This window comes from Caballeronia sp. S22 (assembly GCF_964261745.1).
GTDB lineage: Bacteria > Pseudomonadota > Gammaproteobacteria > Burkholderiales > Burkholderiaceae > Caballeronia > Caballeronia jiangsuensis.
Genome location: NZ_OZ180036.1, coordinates 1,263,344 through 1,281,803 on the forward strand (window position 1 = coordinate 1,263,344; position 18,460 = coordinate 1,281,803).

An 18,460-nucleotide genomic window follows, 5' to 3' on the forward strand; every position below is an offset into this window, starting at 1 on the left:
GCCCTGCGTGAGTGTCGTCTGCCTCAGGCTACGGACACGACGAACCGGATCTGATCCAGGAACCACGCGTGCGCGGGATCCGCGTCGAATCGTCTATGCCACGACATGAACAGCGGAGATGTGTCGAAGGCGATGGGAGGCTCGTGCACACTCAGTTCGAAAAGTTCTGCGAATGTGCCGGCCATGCGACTAGGGACATTGCAGATGAATCCCGTTCTGGCGGCGACCATCGGCATTGCCATGAAGTTCTGCACCACCGCACCGATTTGCCGCTGCAAACCGCGTTGCGCGAGCGTCTGATCGACGATCGATCCCTGTCGATCCGGTAACCGGATCACCACGTGGGGTCGCTTCAGATACAAGGCAAGAGGAAACCTCGGCTTGCTCAGGTTTTCGCGCTTCCAGACCAGGGTGAGCAGGTCGATCTGCGCGAGGGTCTCGTCATGAATTCCCATCTCCTTGACGGGCTGACCACTGATGACCGCATCGAGATCGCCTGACTCCAGACGCTGGTACGCGAGCCCTTCTTCCGGGACAGGTCCCAGCCGAACGACGATGCCGGGCGCCTGCTGCCGGATATGTTCGACCAACTCGGGAATGAACGAAAACTCCACCAGATCGCCCGCCGCGATATTGAATTCTCTTCGGGCCAGCGAGGGAACAAATGTTTCCTCATCTCGAAGGGCGCCATAGATCTTTTCGAGTGCTTCTCTGACGGGGCCTACCAGTGCCTCGCTTCGCGAAGTGGGCACCAGACCACCTTTCGCGTTCACGAACAGTTCGTCGCCGGTTGCATCACGCAAGCGACGCAACGCATGGCTGACCGCAGGCTGTGTCAATGCCAGCCGATCGCTTGCTCGCGTCACGCTTCGGGTGTCCCAAAGCATCATGAAGACTGCAAGCAGATTCAGGTCCAACGACTTGGTATTAGCTTGGCGCATAGTGACAACGATAGTACTTCATTTCACTTTTGCACCAAAGGCTATTCGCGACTCGCAATAAACGCCACGACGAGGTTACGTCGATTTTTACTGTTTTCGTTTCATCGACGTTTTTTTGAATGTCCTAGTAAATGATCGAGGTGGTTTCTCAGATCGACGCTTTGGTTGGCATACGTCGAATGGAACTTTCCCTTTGTCCGTTTCATCGCAGCCAAGCCTTTTTGTGGCCGCCCCCGCCCGGCTCCTTTTCGTCGTGCATTGACTGTGATATTGATGAACAAAGCTTCAGTCCACCACTAGCGTATTCGCTTGTGGCGTGTAGCAAGAATGAACATAAACGCTCAGAGGCACCGATTACTGACGGTAGTCAACGAGCGATCCTTGGGGGTTTCGACCGCGATGAAGGCCAATCTCACGCTTCTTGGCGTTCTTCTGTCATTCATTCCTTCTTCTGGCTTTGCCCATGCGTCCAGCGAAACGGTGGACAAAATCGCAGACTGGCTAGCCATCTTCGTTATTAGCGTTGTGCCAGTGGCGTGTGTAGTGATCCTTTTACTCATTCACGTGCTGCCCGAAAAGATTGCGGAGAGGCGTCATCATCCGCAGAAAGAAGCAATCCAGATGTTGTGCTTTCTCTCACTGGTATTCGGCGGTCTCCTTTGGCCGATTGCATGGCTCTGGACGTATTTCAAACCGCTTGGCTATCGCATGGCTTACGGCACCGATAAGCATGATGACTTCTTCTTCGAAGCCGTCCACCGGGCAAGGCTCGGCACACTACCCAGCGATGAGCTGGGCTATATCCTCGGCGAACTCGACAGCATCGCAGCTCGACGCATTCTGCCGCCGGAACTGCGGCGCGCCCGCGACGAACTAGAGGCGCTTCAGTCTAATGCTCCACCGCCTGCACACAACTCCAAGGGAGCAGGAGAAGCCTGATGGAAATCCTACTTCTTGCCATATACGCGACGATCGCGTGGCTCATTTTCGGAAAGTTCAGGTGGCTGCCCTGGAATATCGTTACCGGTTCGATCACGATCGTTCTGCCGATCATCGCGCTCACCATCCTGATTCTGACGCTTAACGTTGTCGCACCTGCATCGGAAGACGTGCGCGTTATCCGTTACGTAGTGCAAATCGTTCCGCAGGTGCGCGGCCGTGTCGTCGAGGTTCCGATCACGGGCAACACGCCGATTAAAAAAGGCGATGTGCTCTTCAAGATCGATCCGACGCCCTTCAACCTGCAAGTGAAGGCGCTCGAAGCGCAGCTCGTGAACGCACAAGGCTCGGCAAAGAAGCTCAACGAAGACCTCTCAGCCGCCACCGCGAAGAGCGATGCCGTGCGCGCGCAAATCGATCTCGCGAAGCGGCGCGTATCGGAGAACCGACAGCTCGTCGATCATGGCGCCGGCGATCGTTTCGCGCTCGAGCAAGCGGAGGCAAACCTGAAGTCGCTGCAAGCCGACCTCGCCGCCGCACGCGCACAGGAAGCGCAGGTGCGCGCGGTGCTGAACGCGACCGTCGACAACGATCAGGCCGAAGTCGCGCAGATTCGCGCGCAGCTCGAATCCGCGCGATGGGATCTCTCGCAGACGACGGTCGTCGCACCGGCCAACGGCGTCGCGATCAATCTGCAGTTGCGGCCGGGCTCGATCGTGACGCCGCTTCTTCAGAACCCGGCGTTGAGCTTTGTCGAGGACGATTATCAGGTGATCGCTCTGTTCGCACAGAACGAATTGCGGATGGTTGTCCCTGGCGACGAAGCCGAGATCGCGCTTCAGACGATACCGGGGAAGGTGCTGAAAGCGCACGTGGTATCGGTCGTGTGGGCGCAGGGTCAGGGTCAGCTCACACCGAGCGGCACGCTTCCGATCACCGGCACGGAACCGACGCCGGCCGCGCGTTTCGCCGTGCGGCTGAAACTCGACGACAGGGAGCGTGACGTCTTCCTCGCCGCCGGTGCGCGTGGACATGCGGCAATCTACACAGACCATATCGAGGAGATTCAGATTCTGCGCAAGGTGATCATCCGGGTTGGCGCGTATATCAACTACTTCGTGCTGAAGGTGTGACGGTGCGCACGCGCTGCTTTCTCCTGATCGCGTTGCTGCTCGCTGCGGGCGGCGGTTGCGCGCTGAAGAATCCGCCGGATGCCGCGGACATCCGGCGCGACAGCCTGAGCAACGCGCACGTCCCCGCGGCGTGGACCGCGCAGGGCGCCACGTCTGGTCTCGTGCGCGCCGACTGGATCGACACCTTCGGCGACCCTGCCTTGAACTCGCTCGTGGACGAGGCGATCGCGTATAACGCGAACCTGCGGGTTGCGGCCGCGCGCGTTGCGCAGGCGGCCGCCCTCGTCAAGGTGGCAGGCGGTGAGCTCTATCCGGCGGCGAGCTTTCTCGCCCGGCCGGGTGGCAAGCTCGGTGGTGACGGCTCGGGACTCAAGGGCTGGCTCGTATCGGCTTCGTGGGAAATCGATCTATGGGGACGCGTACGCTACGGCGCGCGCGCAGCCGAGGATCAATATGCCTCTGCACAAGCCGATGCCGATTACGCTCGCCAGTCGATCGCCGCGTTGGTCGTGAAGGCATGGTTCGGCGCAATCGAAGCGCAGATGCAATACGCCATTGCCAACGACATGGTCCGCCACGCCGATGCATTGCGCGACCTCGCAGGACATCGCCTGCGCATCGGCAAAGGCTCGCAGATCGAGGTGACGAGCGCGCAAGCGGCGGTGCAGTCGTATCGCGATACCGCGCGGCAGTTGAGGCTCGCACGCGAGCAGTCGCTGCGCGCGCTTGAATTGCTGCTCGGACGTTATCCGGCGGCCGAAGTTGCGGTCCCTGCCAGCCTCGGTCCGCTGCCGCCGGTGCTGCCCACGGGGGTTCCCGCCGATTTGCTCGAGCGTCGGCCGGACATCGTGGCTGCGCAGCGGAGGATATCGGCCGCATTCGATCTCGCGCGCCAGGCGGATGCCGCGCGGCTGCCACGCGTCACACTGAGCGCAGGTCTTCTGAGTGTGTCGAGCGAGCTATTTCTGCTCGCCGATCGTGACAACCCGAGCTGGAGCGTCGGCGCAGGCATCCTGTTGCCGCTTTTCCGTGGTGGCGCATTGAAGGCTCAGGCCGAATATCGAACCGCGGAACAGGATCAGGCGCTCGCCGGCTATGGACAGGTTGCGTTGCAGGCCTTCGGCGAAGTGGAAAATGCGCTTGCCGCCGAGAGTGCGCTGCGCGAGCGGGAGACCATCCTCGCGCGCGCGGTTTCGGACAATGCGAAGCTCTTCGATTTGCAGCAGGTGCGCTACAAGATCGGCTCGGGGGATCTCGTCGCGGTGACTCAACAGGAACTCGCCTACGCGTCATCACGGTCCGGGCTGGTGCGCGTGCAGAGCGAAGAGCGCATGCAACTCGCGAATCTTTATCTGGCGCTCGGCGGCGGGATTGATGCGGCGTCGAATGGTGTCGATACGGGAGGCGCTTCGGCTGCGGCTGCGCGATAGGTCCGTGCTGGCGCGATACCGGGACACGATCCGCTCAAGCGTCCTGCCTCACAGCTGCCCTGAATGGGTCGTGTTCGCGCTCCTTCGGCCATGATCTCATTGGATCAAAAAGCGAGCGGCATGTAGCTGAAGCCGATATCCGGATCGATCGCGCCGATCAGCGAAACCTGAATCACGTTCGACAGGCGCGACAGCGGCGCGGTGAACAGCGCCTCCTGCTGCGCTTCGATCCGACGATGCGCGGCTCGTCCTGATCGCCGCGATCTGCTCGTTCTTGTCATCGTCGCCCGTTCCCTTCAAGCCAAGCGGCAATTCCCCTCGCTCGCGGAATCGCACGCGATTAGCACCCTGAACATCGAACGCCCCGTCGTGGATATGGCGGGCGGCGCTCGGCTTGTCCGCGTCTTCCAGATCAGATCGATGAGTTTCGGCAGCGAGCACCTTATGACGCCGCCGAACGTGAAGCCACGACATGGCTCAAGCGCTGAGCAAGAAACATCGTGACGAATGTTTCAGTGTTATCCGATGGGACGCCAATGCTCCCATCAGCAGAATTTTTGCTCCACTGCGATGCGCTTCCGGTTTCTAGCGACCACTGCCCATGGTTTGATCGCCGTCGCTGCGCTTCGCGGCTCAAACAATGAGAAGGAGATAACGTGTATCTGACATCCAGCCAGCGCAGCGCTCTGATGAAAGCCATCGCGCGAGAGCAAGACGACCGTGAGCGAATCGCCGCCATCGATGCCGTTGTCGCACAATTGCGCATCGACAATCCCGCCGCTTTTCATACCGTCGCGTCGCTCGAACAGCGGGTGTTCTTTCACGAACCGGACAGCGATATTCCGTATCTCGCTGCTATCAAACCGAAAGTCCCTGCACCGCGATAGGGAAACGGCTCCGCACTCTAGAGCGCCGCGAGGGGCGCGTCGGAAATTCGCATCGAGTTGCCGCTGCTCGTGGTCCTGACTCGGCGCACGCACTACTTCTTGCCAATCGCCACGACTCGATCGACTATGACGAGGCTCACGCGCGGATTGCCCCTTTGCAGCGCGATCTGCGTCTGCTGGGCGGAACCATCGCCGCTTCATTGGATGCTGGCAATTTTGGCGGCGGCTCATTGAGACGCGAAGTGGATCGACGGTAGCCAGAACGATCTCGATATGGCGCGGCTAGAGAATGCGCTGACGAGCCCCCGAGCCGACCGAGCGCGTTATCGGGAAACAAGCTCCTCACGAGGGGGCCCTGGTGCGGTAATCGAAGCTCGGCTTGGACTGGTCTCTTTGTCGCCGCGCAATTGCGGTTCTATACGCGCCCATCCCAAATTTATCTGATTTGTCCGATAGAGAGATCTCCGACGCGCTCTTACCATCTCAAAATTCTCACTGGTTGCTGGGAGGTAAGGGTGGCTTCAGTCGTCTCGAGCTCGAAAAACGATCTGTACGTCGTGATGCGGCGTAGCGCGCTGCGCGCCATTGTCGGCACCGCGTGCTCGGTGGCCGTGCTCGCGCTGGCTGTCGGCCTCGCACTGGCGCGTTACGGCGTTCAGACACCGCGTGTCCATTACGAGTCCGCGAGGACGTCCGCCGCCTCTCCTTACACGAGCGGCGAGGTCGCTCGTTTGCAGGCCGCGAACGCCTCGCTGGACGCGCGCGTGGAGCGACTCGCCGCCCAGCTCGACACTCTCAGCGCATTTGACCAACGCCTGCGCGCGCAGTCACTGCGGGCAATTCCCACCAACGCGGTGGCATCGGCGCGCACGCGCTACAGTAACGCGGCGGGTGGTCCCGAACTGCCGCCCCGGCCTTGTCAAGCAACCGATGCGCATCCAGATCCGCATCTTGACTGCCTGGCAGCGACGCTTGCCGCCGTCGAACAGGGCGCCGCGCAGCACGAAGCGGCATTGGAGGCCTTCCCGGGCCGCCGTCCGCTCGCGCTCGGCCGGACCGGCTCACCGTTTGGCAACCGCCTCGACCCGTTCACGCGCCACCTGAGTTTCCACCCGGGCATGGATCTGGTCGCGCCGACAGGCACCTCGATCCTCGCGGCGGCCGGCGGCCACGTAATCCACGCCGGACCGATGCCCGGCTACGGCAACACCGTTGAGATCGATCACGGCAACGGCTTTATCACGCGTTACGCTCACGCCTCGAAGATCAAGGTGCGTATCGGGCAGCCGGTGCAGCCGCGTGAGCCGATCGCCGAGGTCGGCTCGACGGGGCGCTCGACAGGTCCGCATTTGCATTTCGAAGTACGCGTGGGCGGCCAATCGGTCAACCCCGATGACTATCTCGCGCTGTTTGCGACCGATGCCGATGCATAACACCGCGGCTTTGTTGTGAGTTCGCTTTGATTTTCGGATAACGAAGTGTCCGAGCAAAAAGCGTCGCACGAACTGGAAGATAATGGGTAGTGACGCCGCGCAACCCCTGGCTAAGCACGGAGGACCTCGCGAAACCGAGTGGGTGCTGTGACCCAAGAGCGTCTCTGAAAGGCCCTCGTCATGGAGGCAAAACAACCACCAACCTGTGCCGTTAGATAAAAGGCGTCCGCGAATTAAAGCATAAGCTGTCCGTTCATAGGGCTCTCGCGGTGGCTGCGATCGCGACACGAAAGCATAACCTGGCCGATCGAACAGGATTCAAGCATAAAGTGTCTAAACGAAAATCTCCTTGCGCGGCGGGCTCATTTTCCAACCGCCAACGAGTGCGACCGCGCTCGCATGGGGCGCGACTTCTGAGGCAGCGAACCCACCAGGTGGAGGCGCCAGCCCTCGCCCAACGAAGGAGAAACAGGATCCACGGCGACGCCCCAGGCACTTCGTCCACCTCCGAGAATCGACTTCGCTATAAGGTTCCGACATTAGCGTGCTGGAACCATCGCATGCTTGTGCGCTTGGACAGCTACGCCTTCTCGTCGCCTACGGGCTGCCGCTCCAACGCATTGCAGTTGCTTCAGCAGGGTTGCCTCTACGCCGATCTTGCATTCGCCTATGGAGTCGAAATCGGTGCTAGTGGCGTCCGGTTGGCGGAGCCGGGTCAGCACCCCGCCGGGAAGTGTCTTCTGCTCACCGGAATTGCGGGTTTCTCAGCATACCCCGACGACGCCCCCGACGCGAAAGCCGCGCTCAGCGCCGCAAGAACCACAACAGCGCGGATACCACGACCGAAATCACGATGCACGTGACGATGGGGAAGTAAAAGTTAAAGCCATCGCGGACGATATGAATGTCGCCAGGCAGCCGACCGAACGGAATGCGCGCGAGCCATGTCCATCCGAGACCGGCAAGGATGCACAGTACGCCAACGATGATCAGCAATCGGGTCATTTGCTCATGGGGCGCAGTCACGCCCGCCAGCTAATGAGGCCATCATAGGCCCGCGCAGGCAGACCAGCCAGACGAGCAGCCCGAACAACGCACAGTCGTCGTTGGTGGGCGCGAAATCTGGCCAACGGGCGCACTCGCCGACTCAATTTTTCCGCCAACATCTCGAGGCGTTCGGCCGTAGACGATCCGAAGCATCCATAGAAAGGAAAGAGCCGGCAATGGCCGCTTTCGATGGGCGGATTCAACCGGTGGATGCCATAGTTTGCTGGAATCGTTCGGCTGGTGTTTCGTACGCCAATGTCTTTCTGGGACGTTCGTTCAATCGTCTCGCCACGGCGTTGAGTTGGGCCTGCGAATACACCGACAAGTCGGTTCCTTTAGGGAAATACTGTCTGTGCGACACGTGCTGCTGCCCATAGCGTGTCGAACGTACAGTAGTGAGGGCAGCAAAGCTCGTTCTTGTCTTGTCGTATCCCAAGCGCCGAAGGAAGGCGCTTGGAACTGCGACCTGTTGTGCGACCAACAGTTGCCTATCCAGACATGCTCAACTGGTAACGGCTGGGTATGAAGCTTTGGAGACAACGTGCCTCTCGATTGACGGCTCACCCCGGTGACGGGGCGGGTTGACACTGCCAGCCGCCGTGCGGTGTGAGGTGCCAGGCAAGTTCCGCATGCGTAACGTAAGTGAATTGTTGATAAACCTCGTCATTTCCGAAGGGCCAAAGCGGCTGACAGGCCCTGACCAAAAGGTGTGCAGCCGGTTGCTCCTCTAATCAGAAGGAGCACGTCGTCATAAGCGCTGCCGGGGGAAAGACAGACGCTAAACGGATAGGCCCGGGAACAGTCGGGCCGGCAAGAGCGGGAACGTGGTAAGCCCGATTCTCCGCCAAGGGGTTCAGAACATCGAATCGTTGGCAGGCGACCCGCGAGGGAAGCTGTTGGGAAAGCGGGTAAGAGAACGCGGAAAAAGCGAATGCCGCTCTGTAATGGAGGGGATAGGGGTTCGAACTTTGCCCTAGCCCGAAAGGGCGCAGACTTCCGCGTGGTGCGGCTGTCGCCGGCCCATGTTTAAGGTCCAACGTAGGGAAGCTTGGAAGAGACTGCTGTATTGCAGTTCAGCGCCCTCGTCTCAGCAATGGGATGGACCAACGAAATGGCGTTTGCGAAGGTCTTGTGCAGTGCGGCGAGACCGGCATCAGCTGATGATGCTTTAGCTGTGCTTGAGCCGTTTGCGGTGAAAGTCGCTTGGGCGGTTCTTTGGGGAGGGGGCGGCAGTGATGCCGTCTCCTTACCCACTTAACAGCCCGTTCGTATTTTCGTTTGATCCGCGCTGCCATGGATGCTGGGGATCGCAGAAGTAGACCTGTATGTCGGTAGCCAAGGTAAAGCGTTTGTGTCCGGCCATCTCTGTTCCCCTATCCCATGCCAGCGACTTGTAGAGTTCCTGCGGCAGTTTTGATGCGTGTTTGATGAGCGCACTGGCGACCGTCTCGCTATCCTTGCTGGCTATCTTGACAAGCATAACGTAACGCGTCTGGCGTTCAACCAGTGTCGCAATCTGGCTGCTGCCGCTACCGCACAGCAGATCACCTTCCCAGTGGCCTGGTACTGCACGGTCTTCAACGCTCGCGGGGCGTTCGCTGATCGATACTGTGTCCCGAATCCTGCCGTGATCGTCCGTCTTCTGCGTGTGATGGCGAGAACGACGCATGGCGCGGGTACGCCGCAGGTGCTCCAGCAACTCCTTCTTCAGGGCACCACGGGCCTGGATGAAGAGACTGCGATAGACGGTCTCGTGAGACACGTGGTAGTTCTCGTCGTCTGGATACGCCCGCCCGAGCCATCCGGCAATCTGCTGCGGTGACCACTGCAACTGGAGCTTGCCTGCAACGATCTGTGCCAGCATCCGGTGCTCAACCAGTTTACAGGCTCTGGGACGCCGTGCCCGATCCCATGCGAGTTGATCGGCGTAGGTCGCCCGATAACCATCTGGTCCGCTGTTACGTTTGATCTCACGACAGATGGTCGAAGGCGCCCGCGAAAGTCGCTTTGCAATTGACTGGATCGAATCATCAGCCACAAGCCCCCGCGAAATCTCTTCACGCTCCTCCAGCGTCAACGCCAATCCCGACCGGTGCCTTTCTGGTGGCCGGATCCCGCCCGTCTCAGCCAGAATCCTCTGAATCGACGAGTGGTTTCGGTCAAAAAGCTGCGCGATCTTCTGCAGAGACTCGCCCTTGCGCCAACGTTCCCACATCAGCGTTTTTTGCGTCTCGCTGTAGTAAATCCGGCGTCTTTGTTTCATTTGCAACACTCCTGCTGCTTGCGCAGTCCTCAGTGTGTTGCATCCACCGGTTGAATCCGCCATGCACGATACGCCATTCGTTCACTACTGCGGAGCCAGTTGCCCAAACCAATAGGAAGCGGTAACACCTCCATCCATCAGGAAGTCGCTTCCGGTTATGAAAGCGCCATCTGGGCCCATCAGCAGCGCCGCCACGTTAGCGACCTCGTCGGACGTGCCGGCGCGCTTTGCCGGGCAGCCCTCGATCATGCGTCTATATCCTTCGCCACGCGGCCCGGACAGTTCGTCTTTCGCGAGCGGCGTAATGATGATGCCGGGGCTGATCGTGTTGACCCGCGCGCCACGCTTACCCCAACACACAGCTTCGGACATCACCCGAAGCGCATTGCCGCGCTTCGATAACTGATAGGCATGCAGGGAGTCCTTTACCCGGTCGGGCTGAAGCAAGGGCAGCTTTAGCAAGTCCTCGACCGGCGTCGTCGCGAGCGCCTTGTTGTTCTCGATCGAGAGCGGCGGCAGTCGGTGTCCTGATTGCGATGCAATGACGACCCCGGAACCGCCTTCCGCGATTACCTTGCCGAATTCCTCAAGAATGACGGCCGTGCCGTACAAATCGACTTTCAGGATCGTTTCCGGAGAGGCTTGCGACGGCGAAACGCCCGCCGCATGAACGAGGCCGTGGACTTCACCAATCGACGTCGCCTTTGCGACCAGAGCTTCGATCGACGCACGCGATGAGATATCGACGGTCGTCGTCGTCACATCGAACCCAGCTTCGCTCAATGTTTTTGCAGCCGCATCGGCGTTTTCCTGCCGCAAATCGGCCAGCAACAGATGTTTGCCCGCGCCGACCCGGCGCGCAATCGCCTGTCCGATTGATCCAGGGCCGATGACAACGATGACTTTTTGCATGCTTTGCTTCCTTGTTTCCTGCATCAGCGGTCACTGACGCCGATGCTGTTGCGAACGTAAAGGCCGGGCGTGGTCGCGATCTTTGCGATCAGGCGTGACAGGCTATGGAGCGAGATATCGTGGCCCTGGAAAGGATCGCCCTTCTGCGTGATGGTGTACGGCCCTTCTGGATCACGGGTGAACCAGCCTGGCCGCAGGATCGTATAGTCCAGATCGGATGCTTCAATCAGCGCGGCGGAATCCCGGTAGGGGTCGAGAATGCTGCGATATTTCTCGCCCGGCACCTCGCTGTAAATCCCCATCGAGCTGATGAAGATCAACCGCCTCAAGCCGCTCATGTGCATCGCGTCGATGATGCTCTCGGCCTGGCGGGCCATGTCTCCCGACAGGTTCGCATAGACCACATCCTGGCCGTCCATGGCGTCTTGCAGCGCGGCCGTGTCAATGACATCGCCCTCGATGACGGTCACGCGGTCAGGATCACGGTTTTTAAGCCGCTTCGCCGCCCGCAAATAAAGCGTCAGCGCAAGGTCCGTGCGATCGAGCAGAACGCGCGTCGTGTTACGGGCCAAGCCGCCATTCGCACCAAGGATCAGGACTCTTGTCATTCCACGGACTCCTGGCTTCACAGTTCCTGCGCCGTGGGGCGGAACAGAATCTCGTTCACGTCTACGTCTTCGGGCTGCTGGATCGCGAAAGCGACCATGCGTGCAAAGCTGTCGGCCGGAATGGCAAACTTTTCGTAGAAATCGGCGATGCCTGCGGCAACGTCGGCTTCAGTGATGCTCTGCGGCAGTTCCGACCGCACCGCTCCCGGCGAAATGATCGTCGTGCGGATGTTGTGGGGCTTCACCTCCTGGCGCAAACCTTCGGAAAGAACACGCACCGCCGTCTTGGTCGCGCAATAGACAGCGTTGTTCTTGCCGACCTTATGGCCAGCTACGGACGAGACGTTGATGATGTGGCCGCTTTTCTGGCGGGTCATATGGGGAAGCGCGGCGGCGATGCCGTAGAGGACACCCTTGATGTTGACGTCGATCATGCGGTCCCAATCCTCGATCTTTCCGCGCTCCAGCGGCGAGTGTGGCATAAGACCGGCGTTGTTAACCATGACGTCAATTCGGCCGTGCGTTTTCACTGCGCCATCAACAAGCGCCTTGACCTGTTGAGCATCAGTGACGTCCATTTCTACGGCCGCAGTTTCGGGAAGACCCAGTTCAGCCGCCAGCGCCTTAAGGCGATCAACGCGGCGAGCACCGAGTACCAGCTTTGCGCCATCCGCAGCCAGGCGGCGAACTGCCGCTTCGCCAAGTCCACTGCTCGCGCCTGTGATGACGATGACTTTTCCCACAATGTTTTCTGACATATCAATCTCTTCGCGATGTTTGGTTGATGGATGGGCTTACTTGCCTACGCGCGCTTGCAGATGCGCCGGGTAACGGTCGCCCTGCACGGCGATATTCGAGAGCGCGGATTCAATGTCGTGCAAGTTATCGGCCGTCAATTCGAGGACGGCCGCACCGACGTTCTCTTCCAGACGATGCAGCTTCGTCGTGCCGGGGATCGGGGCGATCCAGGGCTTTTGCGCGAGCAGCCATGCGAGCGCGATTTGCGCCGGGGTGGCGTTCAACCCGGCTGCGATCTGCTTCAGCAGATCGACCAACCCCTGATTGGCCTTGCGATTTTCTTCCGAGAAACGCGGCACGACATTGCGAAAATCCGATTTATCGAAACTGGTGGTCACGTCGATCGCGCCGGTCAGGAAGCCCTTGCCGAGCGGGCTGAACGGCACGAAGCCAATGCCGAGGTCTTCAAGCAGGGGCAGGATGTCTTTTTCCGGCTCGCGCCACCAGAGCGAATATTCGCTTTGCAGCGCCGCGACAGGTTGCACGGCGTGGGCGCGGCGGATGGACTGGACGCCCGCTTCTGACATCCCGAAATGCTTCACTTTGCCCTGCTGGATCAGGTCCTTAACCGCGCCGGCCACATCTTCCATCGGCACGTCGGGATCGACCCGGTGCTGATAGAGAAGATCGATGCGATCCGTCCGCAGCCGCTTGAGGGCGGCATCCGTCACCGCGCGGATATTGTCTGGCTTGCTGTTGACGCCCTTCTGGACATCACCGCCCTGAAAGCCGAACTTGGTCGCGATAACCACCTGATCGCGGAACGGCTCCAGGGCCTCGCCCAGCAGTTCTTCGTTCGCACCCTGCGCATACGCCTCGGCCGTGTCGAAAAACGTCACGCCGCGCTCGAACGCCGACCGGATCAGTTTGATGCCGTCGGCCTTTTCGGCGGCCGGGCCGTAGGCGTAGCTCAACCCCATGCAGCCCAAGCCGATCGCCGACACTTCCAGGCCGCTTTTTCCGAGAACTCGCTTTTCCATTGTTAGACTCCTTATTGCGTTGCGGCCGCGCCGGCCTGATATTGCTCGTCGGTCACCTTTTCCATCCAGGCGACGGGACTGCCGTTCTGTGACTCGGCAATGGCGATATGCGTCATGGCCGTGTTCGCGGTTGCGCCATGCCAGTGCTTCTCATCGGGGGCGATCCAGACAATATCGCCGGGCCGGATCGTTTCGACCGGGCCGCCATCGCGCTGCACCCAGCCGAGGCCGGCTGTGACAAGCAGAGTCTGGCCGAGCGGGTGCGTGTGCCATGCCGTGCGTGCGCCCGGCTCGAATGTCACTGTCGCTCCGCCGATCCGCGCCGGGCCCTCGCCTGCGAACGGCGCGTCGATCCTGACCGATCCCGTGAAATATTCAGCCGGCCCCTTCGCGGACGGCTGTGATCCGCATTTCCTGATCTGCATGAGCGTTCCTTTGCGGTGATTGCCTTGACTTTCAATGTAGCAGCGCGGCTTCGTCCGATTAAGATATGAAATCAGCATGAAGCTAGAAGGCAGGCTTATAAATGGCGCGTTCCGACCTTTCCGATATCACTGCATTCCTGGCAGTCGCCCATGAGGGCAGCTTCACAAAAGCCGCTGCAAAACTCGGCGTCTCGCAATCGGCCTTGAGTCAGACCGTCCGGAACCTTGAAGCCCGGCTGGGCCTGAGACTACTGGCGCGAACGACCCGGAAAGTCTCGCCGACTGAAGCGGGAGAACGGCTCGTCCAGGCGGTCGGGCCACGGCTTGAGGAGGTGGAGGCGGAACTGGCGGCGTTGACGGCCATGCGTGACAAGCCGGCCGGCACGGTCCGCATCGCGGCTGGCGAGCATCCAGCCGAACTGCTGTTATGGCCGGCGATCGAGCGCCTGTTGCCGGACTATCCAGATATCACCGTCGAAATCGTCATCGATAACGGCCTGACGGATATCGTCGAGCAACGGCTTGACGCCGGCGTTCGGTTTGGCGAGTCGATTGCCAAAGATATGGTCGCCGTGCGCATCGGCCCCGATGTGCGCATGGCCGTCGTCGGGACGCCTGGTTATTTCTCAAAGCATCTGAAGTCAAAAACGCCGCAGGACCTCACGGCTCACAATTGCATCAATATCCGGTTGCCAACGGCCGGGAGCCTCTATGCGTGGGAATTTGCAAAGGGTGGGCGCGAACTGAAGGTACGCGTCGAGGGGCAGTTGATCTTCAACACGGCGACGATGGCCGTAAAAGCCGCGCTCGCCGGCGCGGGTCTGGCCTTTGTCCCTGAGGAGCGCGTTCTACCCCATATCGAACGCGGCGAGCTAACGCGCGTGCTGCTCGACTGGTGCCGCCCTTTCGCAGGGTTTCACCTCTATTATCCGAGCCGACGGCAGCCAACCCCTGCGTTCGCCGTTGTCGCTGAAGCGTTGCGTCAAGGAGCGAAGCGTTCGTAGCCCGGATCAAGCGACGCGAAGTCTTTGATCGTCCGTTAGCGACTGCTTTGGGGATACGATCGGCCCGTCAAATCATTCATAGCAAACCCGTATTGGTGACCGCTCATGGCCGGTTGCCGAAGATCACACTTCGAACCTCGTGCATCTTCGGCGACCGTGGCCCGAAGGCCGGACCCGACCACTTCCCAGTCATGGACGTCACGGCAGCCGGCAGGCGGCTTTTCGTTGCATAGCGGCCGTCAAATTAGCGCGCAACATACCAATACATCTGCAAGCACCTACCGTTATCTCTCCAGTGACTGAAGAAGCCTGGCCAGGTTTTGAGGCTGGACGCGAATGATTCCGCCTCGAGGACTATCGATGTCGGCTATGAGGGCAAGTGACAATGAAATCGTCACTGGCAAGATAGTCATGAGGAGCACGGTACGACGCTTGCCTTTTGCGCCGTAACCTTGCACCGTGCATCCGAACAACGCGATAACGATCATGAGCACCCAGGCGCCGAGCGGAATGTGATTGATTCTTGCTGCTTCCGAATAGTCCTGGGAATTGAGTACATCATTCATTCCAGCTACGATTAAAGATCCGATGGGCGTCGGTTGATCCTTCGCAATCTGTGTTGCCTGATTCCACAATTTCGATTGGAGCGCGGCATTCTCCGCATCGAGACGTTTTCTATCGTCAAGACTGCGGGTCTGAAATTCGGTCCACCGCAGGCGCGTGTACTGAACTAATGCAGACTTCATCGCGTCTCGGTCGTGAGGCTCCGCTAGGTCGGCACGCGCGAACTCGGTACCAATCGCATTGGCTTCCGCCTCTTCAAGCGTCTTTCGCATGTCGTATCGGTTGACAGCCATCGACATGCTGAAGCCAATCAGCAACGCCAAGAGCGTCAGTGTCGCGCCCTGCACGGCGTTGAAATCGTCTCGCTCGTCGTCGCGCATTGGCGCGATGCGCCGGAGGATGAACACGCCAAACCCCACCGCGAAGATCAAGAGTCCGAAGAGTACAACAAATAGAATCGCTGGATGGTCCACGAACCTAGCCACTCGATGTCCCCTTCGCCTTTTTGAGTCGCGTTCACCACGAACAGCAGGGCCCGAGTTGCCCATGAGCACACTGGAGATTCGGGCACAAGATCGAGCGTCACGATCGGCCTTCGCACTGCAATTGAGAGAGCTGATCCCGCTCTAGCTGAGTTGCCTTGCCAGCTGTCTGATCGCGGGCCCCGCGTGGTCGTGAAACCTGCGAATTCCGGAGCACAGGTAGTTCAATCCCGGCTCTCCACCAGGGCTTCGCACGAAGCGATTTTTCGGGCACTCGCCCCAGCAGAGCTTTAGATGCTTGCAATCACGACAGTACGTAGGCAGTGAATTGCGTTTCGAGAAGCCAAATGTTTGCTGCCGCTTCGAAAATGCCATTTCGCCGAGGTGCGTCTCTCGTATGTTGCCGAGCGTATAGGCCGGGTAGACGTAGTGGTCGCACGAATAGACGTCTCCGTTGTGCTCGATCGCGAGCGCCTTGCCGCAGAACTCGGCCGTCACGCAAGTTTGTGCTGGCCGTCCCGCAGTCTGCACAACTGCCGTCTCAAACAAATTGACGAGAACCCGCCCAACGTCCCGTTTATGCCACTCATCGAACGCTCGGGAAAGAAAATAACCCCAGTCATCGGGATCGACTGACCAGTCTGTGACCACCGAATCGGGGGTGCCCGGTTTCGCGGCACTGCTTCCGATCACCGGCATGGCCGCTTGCGACCCTTGTTGGGGCGCGACGGAGCGAAATTCTTTGGTTTCCACGCAAGGAATGAACTGGATATAGGTTGAGCCGAGTTCATTGCGCAGGAAGCGATAGACGTCTAGCGGTCGTTTTGCGTTGACGCGGTTCACCACCGTCAGCGTATTGAACTTGACGCCGTGCTTCTTCAGAAACCCGATCCCGCGCATCACCCTGTCAAAGGTCGGTTGGCCTTTGCGGTCGAGGCGAAACGCATCATGCAGCTCGCGCGGTCCGTCTATGCTGATACCCACCAGAAAGTCATTTTCCTTGAGGAAGCGGCACCAGTCGTCGTCAAGCAGGGTTCCGTTGGTCTGTAAATCGTTAGAGATTTGGCGCCCCTTGGGCGCATGTTTTTTCTGAATCTCCACGATGTCCTGGAAGAAGTCAATGCCGAGCATGGTCGGCTCGCCTCCTTGCCAGGAAAATATGATTTCGTCGCCATTCTGCGCCTCGATGTACTGGCGGACGTAGCGCTCCAGCATCGACACCTCCATGCGGCGACCCCGATGCTGGTCAAGCAAGTGTTCCTTGTGAAGGTAATAGCAGTAGGTGCAATCGATATTGCAAGTCGAGCCGATCGGTTTGGCCATCGCGTGAAAACGCCCTCGTTGTTCGGGCGCGACCGGTTCGTTCGTTGCCTGCCGCATCGGAAGAAAAGAGATAGGTTGCGCAAGCACTTGATTGCTGATCTCGTCCATGTCGACTCTCTTCGTTATCACGAAAGCACCAAACGATGGTCCAGTTCCTAGGGCTTGGGCACGGCATATACCGTCTTCCAGTCCTGCTTCATGCTGACTACAACCCAGCCACGGGCCACGGCTTCGTCCCATGCCTTGTCCAGCCGTGCGAGCGCCGACTGCCGGTCATAGGCGAACTCGCGCTCAGCGTCGTCGTGGTGCACCAGGAGCGCCAGAGTTTGTCCTGGACCACCAGCTGTGTATTCGAGCATCTCCCTGTCCCCGTCTGAATTGCCGAACGCGAGGACCGGACGCTACCCAATTGCGCGAAAGATACCGACAGGCTTTGCAGGTCCGTCATTGTTGAAATCGAAACCGGGCTCGCGCATCAGCACGGGTTTGCCGTCGCGAACCTCATATTTGAGCTTTTCCTCCGTTCCTACAACTTGCTCGGGCGGAATGCCATAGGCTTCATGGACCCAGACGCGCATGAATTCCGCGGTACCGCCCGAGACAATCCAAACCTTGAAGCCGTTTTGACGGAGCAGGGTCAACAATTCGAGTTGCGGTTGATAAACGAGCTCCGTATAGCGCCGCTGCAACGTGGGATGCTTGGCGCTCGAAAGCCACGCGCGGATCGATTGATCATACTCGTCCGTGGTCACTCCGCTGTTTGCCACCGCCAGCAGTTGGAGCAGTGCCTTTTCGTTCCGCGCAAGCGCGGCCGTGTCATGCACAAGGAGGGCCTTGAAGGCGGGATTTCGTTGCCAGTCGGGATGTCGAGGCGCCGCCGCCTTCACTTGCTCGATCATGAAGGACAGTTGGAACGGCATCGGCTGTTCGCTCCAGAGCGTGCCATCGTTGTCGAAGACGGCGATTCGTGCTTTGGGAGGCACGTACGTAGGGCTCCCTTCGCGTGTCGCCTCGGCAATGAATTTGAGAATCGCGGAGCGTGCCGCACCTTCGCGCCACGAAGGCAACGCGGCCGCAGCGGCTTCCTCTGCGGTCGTCTGTTGCGCCTTGGTGGCGGATGGCTGCGCCTCATAGCTCGCGCAGCCAGTCAGCGCGATGCATGCAAGCGTGAAACTCAACGCGAGACGGCGCAGCGCGCTGAATGATGGCACTCGAGGTTCGAACAAGCGCATCCTTATCCTCTCACGTCGTAGTGCGTGCACCAAGCGCGCTGCACCTCGGGGCCACCGGG

The 18,460-nt window shown here is 59.7% G+C and carries 16 protein-coding genes and 3 pseudogenes; 6 read left to right on the forward strand and 13 right to left on the reverse strand.

The genetic code is table 11. From position 1 onward, the window contains the following. Positions 1–23: 23 nt before the first annotated feature. The gene (locus ACEN42_RS21185; RefSeq protein WP_187605248.1) at positions 24–917 is read right to left on the reverse strand and encodes a LysR family transcriptional regulator; all 894 of its coding nucleotides are present in this window, start codon (positions 915–917) and stop codon (positions 24–26) included. A 405-nt stretch (positions 918–1,322) separates the two neighbouring features. Between ACEN42_RS21185 and ACEN42_RS21190 the strand changes: the two genes are divergently transcribed. Genes ACEN42_RS21190 through ACEN42_RS21200 form a run of 3 tightly spaced genes read left to right on the forward strand, consistent with a single transcriptional unit; the run spans position 1,323 to position 4,443 of the window. Beyond that, entirely contained in the window at positions 1,323–1,880 is a 558-nt protein-coding gene (locus tag ACEN42_RS21190) for a DUF3302 domain-containing protein (RefSeq protein ID WP_371881329.1), read from the forward strand. Next, entirely contained in the window at positions 1,880–3,013 is a 1,134-nt protein-coding gene (locus tag ACEN42_RS21195) for an HlyD family secretion protein (RefSeq protein ID WP_371881330.1), read from the forward strand. The genes ACEN42_RS21190 and ACEN42_RS21195 overlap by 1 nt, the downstream gene beginning before the upstream one ends. A 2-nt stretch (positions 3,014–3,015) precedes the next feature. Beyond that, positions 3,016–4,443 carry an efflux transporter outer membrane subunit gene (locus tag ACEN42_RS21200; RefSeq protein WP_371881331.1) on the forward strand — a complete coding sequence of 476 codons (1,428 nt, stop codon included), beginning with the start codon at positions 3,016–3,018 and terminating at the stop codon, positions 4,441–4,443. A 104-nt stretch (positions 4,444–4,547) separates the two neighbouring features. Here the strand turns inward: ACEN42_RS21200 and ACEN42_RS21205 are convergent, their stop codons facing one another. Further along, positions 4,548–4,724 (reverse strand): hypothetical protein, encoded by a 177-nt coding sequence (locus ACEN42_RS21205; protein WP_371881332.1) that lies wholly within the window; start codon positions 4,722–4,724, stop codon positions 4,548–4,550. 408 nt (positions 4,725–5,132) lie between these two features. Here ACEN42_RS21205 and ACEN42_RS21210 point away from each other — a divergent pair, with 408 nt between their 5' ends. Further along, positions 5,133–5,330 (forward strand): hypothetical protein, encoded by a 198-nt coding sequence (locus tag ACEN42_RS21210; RefSeq protein ID WP_371881333.1) that lies wholly within the window; start codon positions 5,133–5,135, stop codon positions 5,328–5,330. Between the two features lie 515 nt (positions 5,331–5,845). Next, a complete protein-coding gene (locus tag ACEN42_RS21215; RefSeq protein ID WP_371881334.1) occupies positions 5,846–6,763 on the forward strand; it encodes a M23 family metallopeptidase in 918 nt (305 codons plus the stop codon). Between the two features lie 804 nt (positions 6,764–7,567). Here the strand turns inward: ACEN42_RS21215 and ACEN42_RS21220 are convergent. The 8 genes and pseudogenes from ACEN42_RS21220 to ACEN42_RS21255 all read right to left on the reverse strand — a co-directional run bounded on the left by ACEN42_RS21220 (position 7,568) and on the right by ACEN42_RS21255 (position 13,796). Then, positions 7,568–7,768, reverse strand: coding sequence for a DUF2905 domain-containing protein (locus ACEN42_RS21220; RefSeq protein WP_371881335.1), 201 nt, complete (start codon positions 7,766–7,768; stop codon positions 7,568–7,570). A 241-nt stretch (positions 7,769–8,009) separates the two neighbouring features. After that, positions 8,010–8,162, reverse strand: a pseudogene (locus tag ACEN42_RS21225) (IS30 family transposase); the annotation flags it as partial. A 903-nt stretch (positions 8,163–9,065) separates the two neighbouring features. Next, a pseudogene (locus tag ACEN42_RS21230) lies at positions 9,066–10,073 on the reverse strand (IS30 family transposase); the annotation flags it as partial. Between the two features lie 84 nt (positions 10,074–10,157). Then, positions 10,158–10,985, reverse strand: coding sequence for an SDR family oxidoreductase (locus tag ACEN42_RS21235; protein WP_371881336.1), 828 nt, complete (start codon positions 10,983–10,985; stop codon positions 10,158–10,160). A 23-nt stretch (positions 10,986–11,008) separates the two neighbouring features. Further along, positions 11,009–11,593 carry an NAD(P)H-binding protein gene (locus tag ACEN42_RS21240; RefSeq protein ID WP_371881337.1) on the reverse strand — a complete coding sequence of 195 codons (585 nt, stop codon included), beginning with the start codon at positions 11,591–11,593 and terminating at the stop codon, positions 11,009–11,011. Positions 11,594–11,610: 17 nt separating this feature from the next. Then, entirely contained in the window at positions 11,611–12,351 is a 741-nt protein-coding gene (locus tag ACEN42_RS21245) for an SDR family oxidoreductase (RefSeq protein ID WP_371881338.1), read from the reverse strand. A gap of 36 nt (positions 12,352–12,387) precedes the next feature. After that, positions 12,388–13,371, reverse strand: a complete 984-nt coding sequence (locus ACEN42_RS21250) for an aldo/keto reductase (RefSeq protein ID WP_371881339.1) — start codon at positions 13,369–13,371, stop codon at positions 12,388–12,390. Positions 13,372–13,382: 11 nt separating this feature from the next. Beyond that, entirely contained in the window at positions 13,383–13,796 is a 414-nt protein-coding gene (locus ACEN42_RS21255) for a cupin domain-containing protein (protein WP_371882270.1), read from the reverse strand. A gap of 101 nt (positions 13,797–13,897) precedes the next feature. Between ACEN42_RS21255 and ACEN42_RS21260 the strand changes: the two genes are divergently transcribed. Continuing rightward, positions 13,898–14,800, forward strand: coding sequence for a LysR substrate-binding domain-containing protein (locus ACEN42_RS21260; protein ID WP_371881340.1), 903 nt, complete (start codon positions 13,898–13,900; stop codon positions 14,798–14,800). A 284-nt stretch (positions 14,801–15,084) separates the two neighbouring features. On the opposite strand, the gene ACEN42_RS21265 is transcribed toward ACEN42_RS21260, so the two are convergent. The 3 genes and pseudogenes from ACEN42_RS21265 to ACEN42_RS21275 form a co-directional block, all read right to left on the reverse strand. Beyond that, complete coding sequence (locus tag ACEN42_RS21265) at positions 15,085–15,849, reverse strand: hypothetical protein (protein ID WP_371881341.1); 765 nt, start codon at positions 15,847–15,849, stop codon at positions 15,085–15,087. Positions 15,850–15,990: 141 nt separating this feature from the next. Next, the gene (locus tag ACEN42_RS21270; RefSeq protein WP_374191199.1) at positions 15,991–17,226 is read right to left on the reverse strand and encodes an anaerobic sulfatase maturase; all 1,236 of its coding nucleotides are present in this window, start codon (positions 17,224–17,226) and stop codon (positions 15,991–15,993) included. A gap of 98 nt (positions 17,227–17,324) precedes the next feature. Beyond that, positions 17,325–18,401 (reverse strand): annotated as a pseudogene (locus ACEN42_RS21275) (HAD family hydrolase). Between the last annotated feature and the right edge of the window lie 59 nt (positions 18,402–18,460).

Coding starts and splice junctions, on each gene's coding strand:
- ACEN42_RS21255 (WP_371882270.1), bottom strand. CDS start 13,796: ATGCAGATCAGGAAATGCGGATCACAGCCGTCCGCGAAGGGGCCGGCT.
- ACEN42_RS21205 (WP_371881332.1), bottom strand. CDS start 4,724: ATGACAAGAACGAGCAGATCGCGGCGATCAGGACGAGCCGCGCATCGT.
- ACEN42_RS21235 (WP_371881336.1), bottom strand. CDS start 10,985: ATGCAAAAAGTCATCGTTGTCATCGGCCCTGGATCAATCGGACAGGCG.
- ACEN42_RS21260 (WP_371881340.1), top strand. CDS start 13,898: ATGGCGCGTTCCGACCTTTCCGATATCACTGCATTCCTGGCAGTCGCC.
- ACEN42_RS21245 (WP_371881338.1), bottom strand. CDS start 12,351: ATGTCAGAAAACATTGTGGGAAAAGTCATCGTCATCACAGGCGCGAGC.
- ACEN42_RS21195 (WP_371881330.1), top strand. CDS start 1,880: ATGGAAATCCTACTTCTTGCCATATACGCGACGATCGCGTGGCTCATT.
- ACEN42_RS21210 (WP_371881333.1), top strand. CDS start 5,133: ATGAAAGCCATCGCGCGAGAGCAAGACGACCGTGAGCGAATCGCCGCC.
- ACEN42_RS21220 (WP_371881335.1), bottom strand. CDS start 7,768: ATGACCCGATTGCTGATCATCGTTGGCGTACTGTGCATCCTTGCCGGT.
- ACEN42_RS21240 (WP_371881337.1), bottom strand. CDS start 11,593: ATGACAAGAGTCCTGATCCTTGGTGCGAATGGCGGCTTGGCCCGTAAC.
- ACEN42_RS21250 (WP_371881339.1), bottom strand. CDS start 13,371: ATGGAAAAGCGAGTTCTCGGAAAAAGCGGCCTGGAAGTGTCGGCGATC.
- ACEN42_RS21270 (WP_374191199.1), bottom strand. CDS start 17,226: ATGCGGCAGGCAACGAACGAACCGGTCGCGCCCGAACAACGAGGGCGT.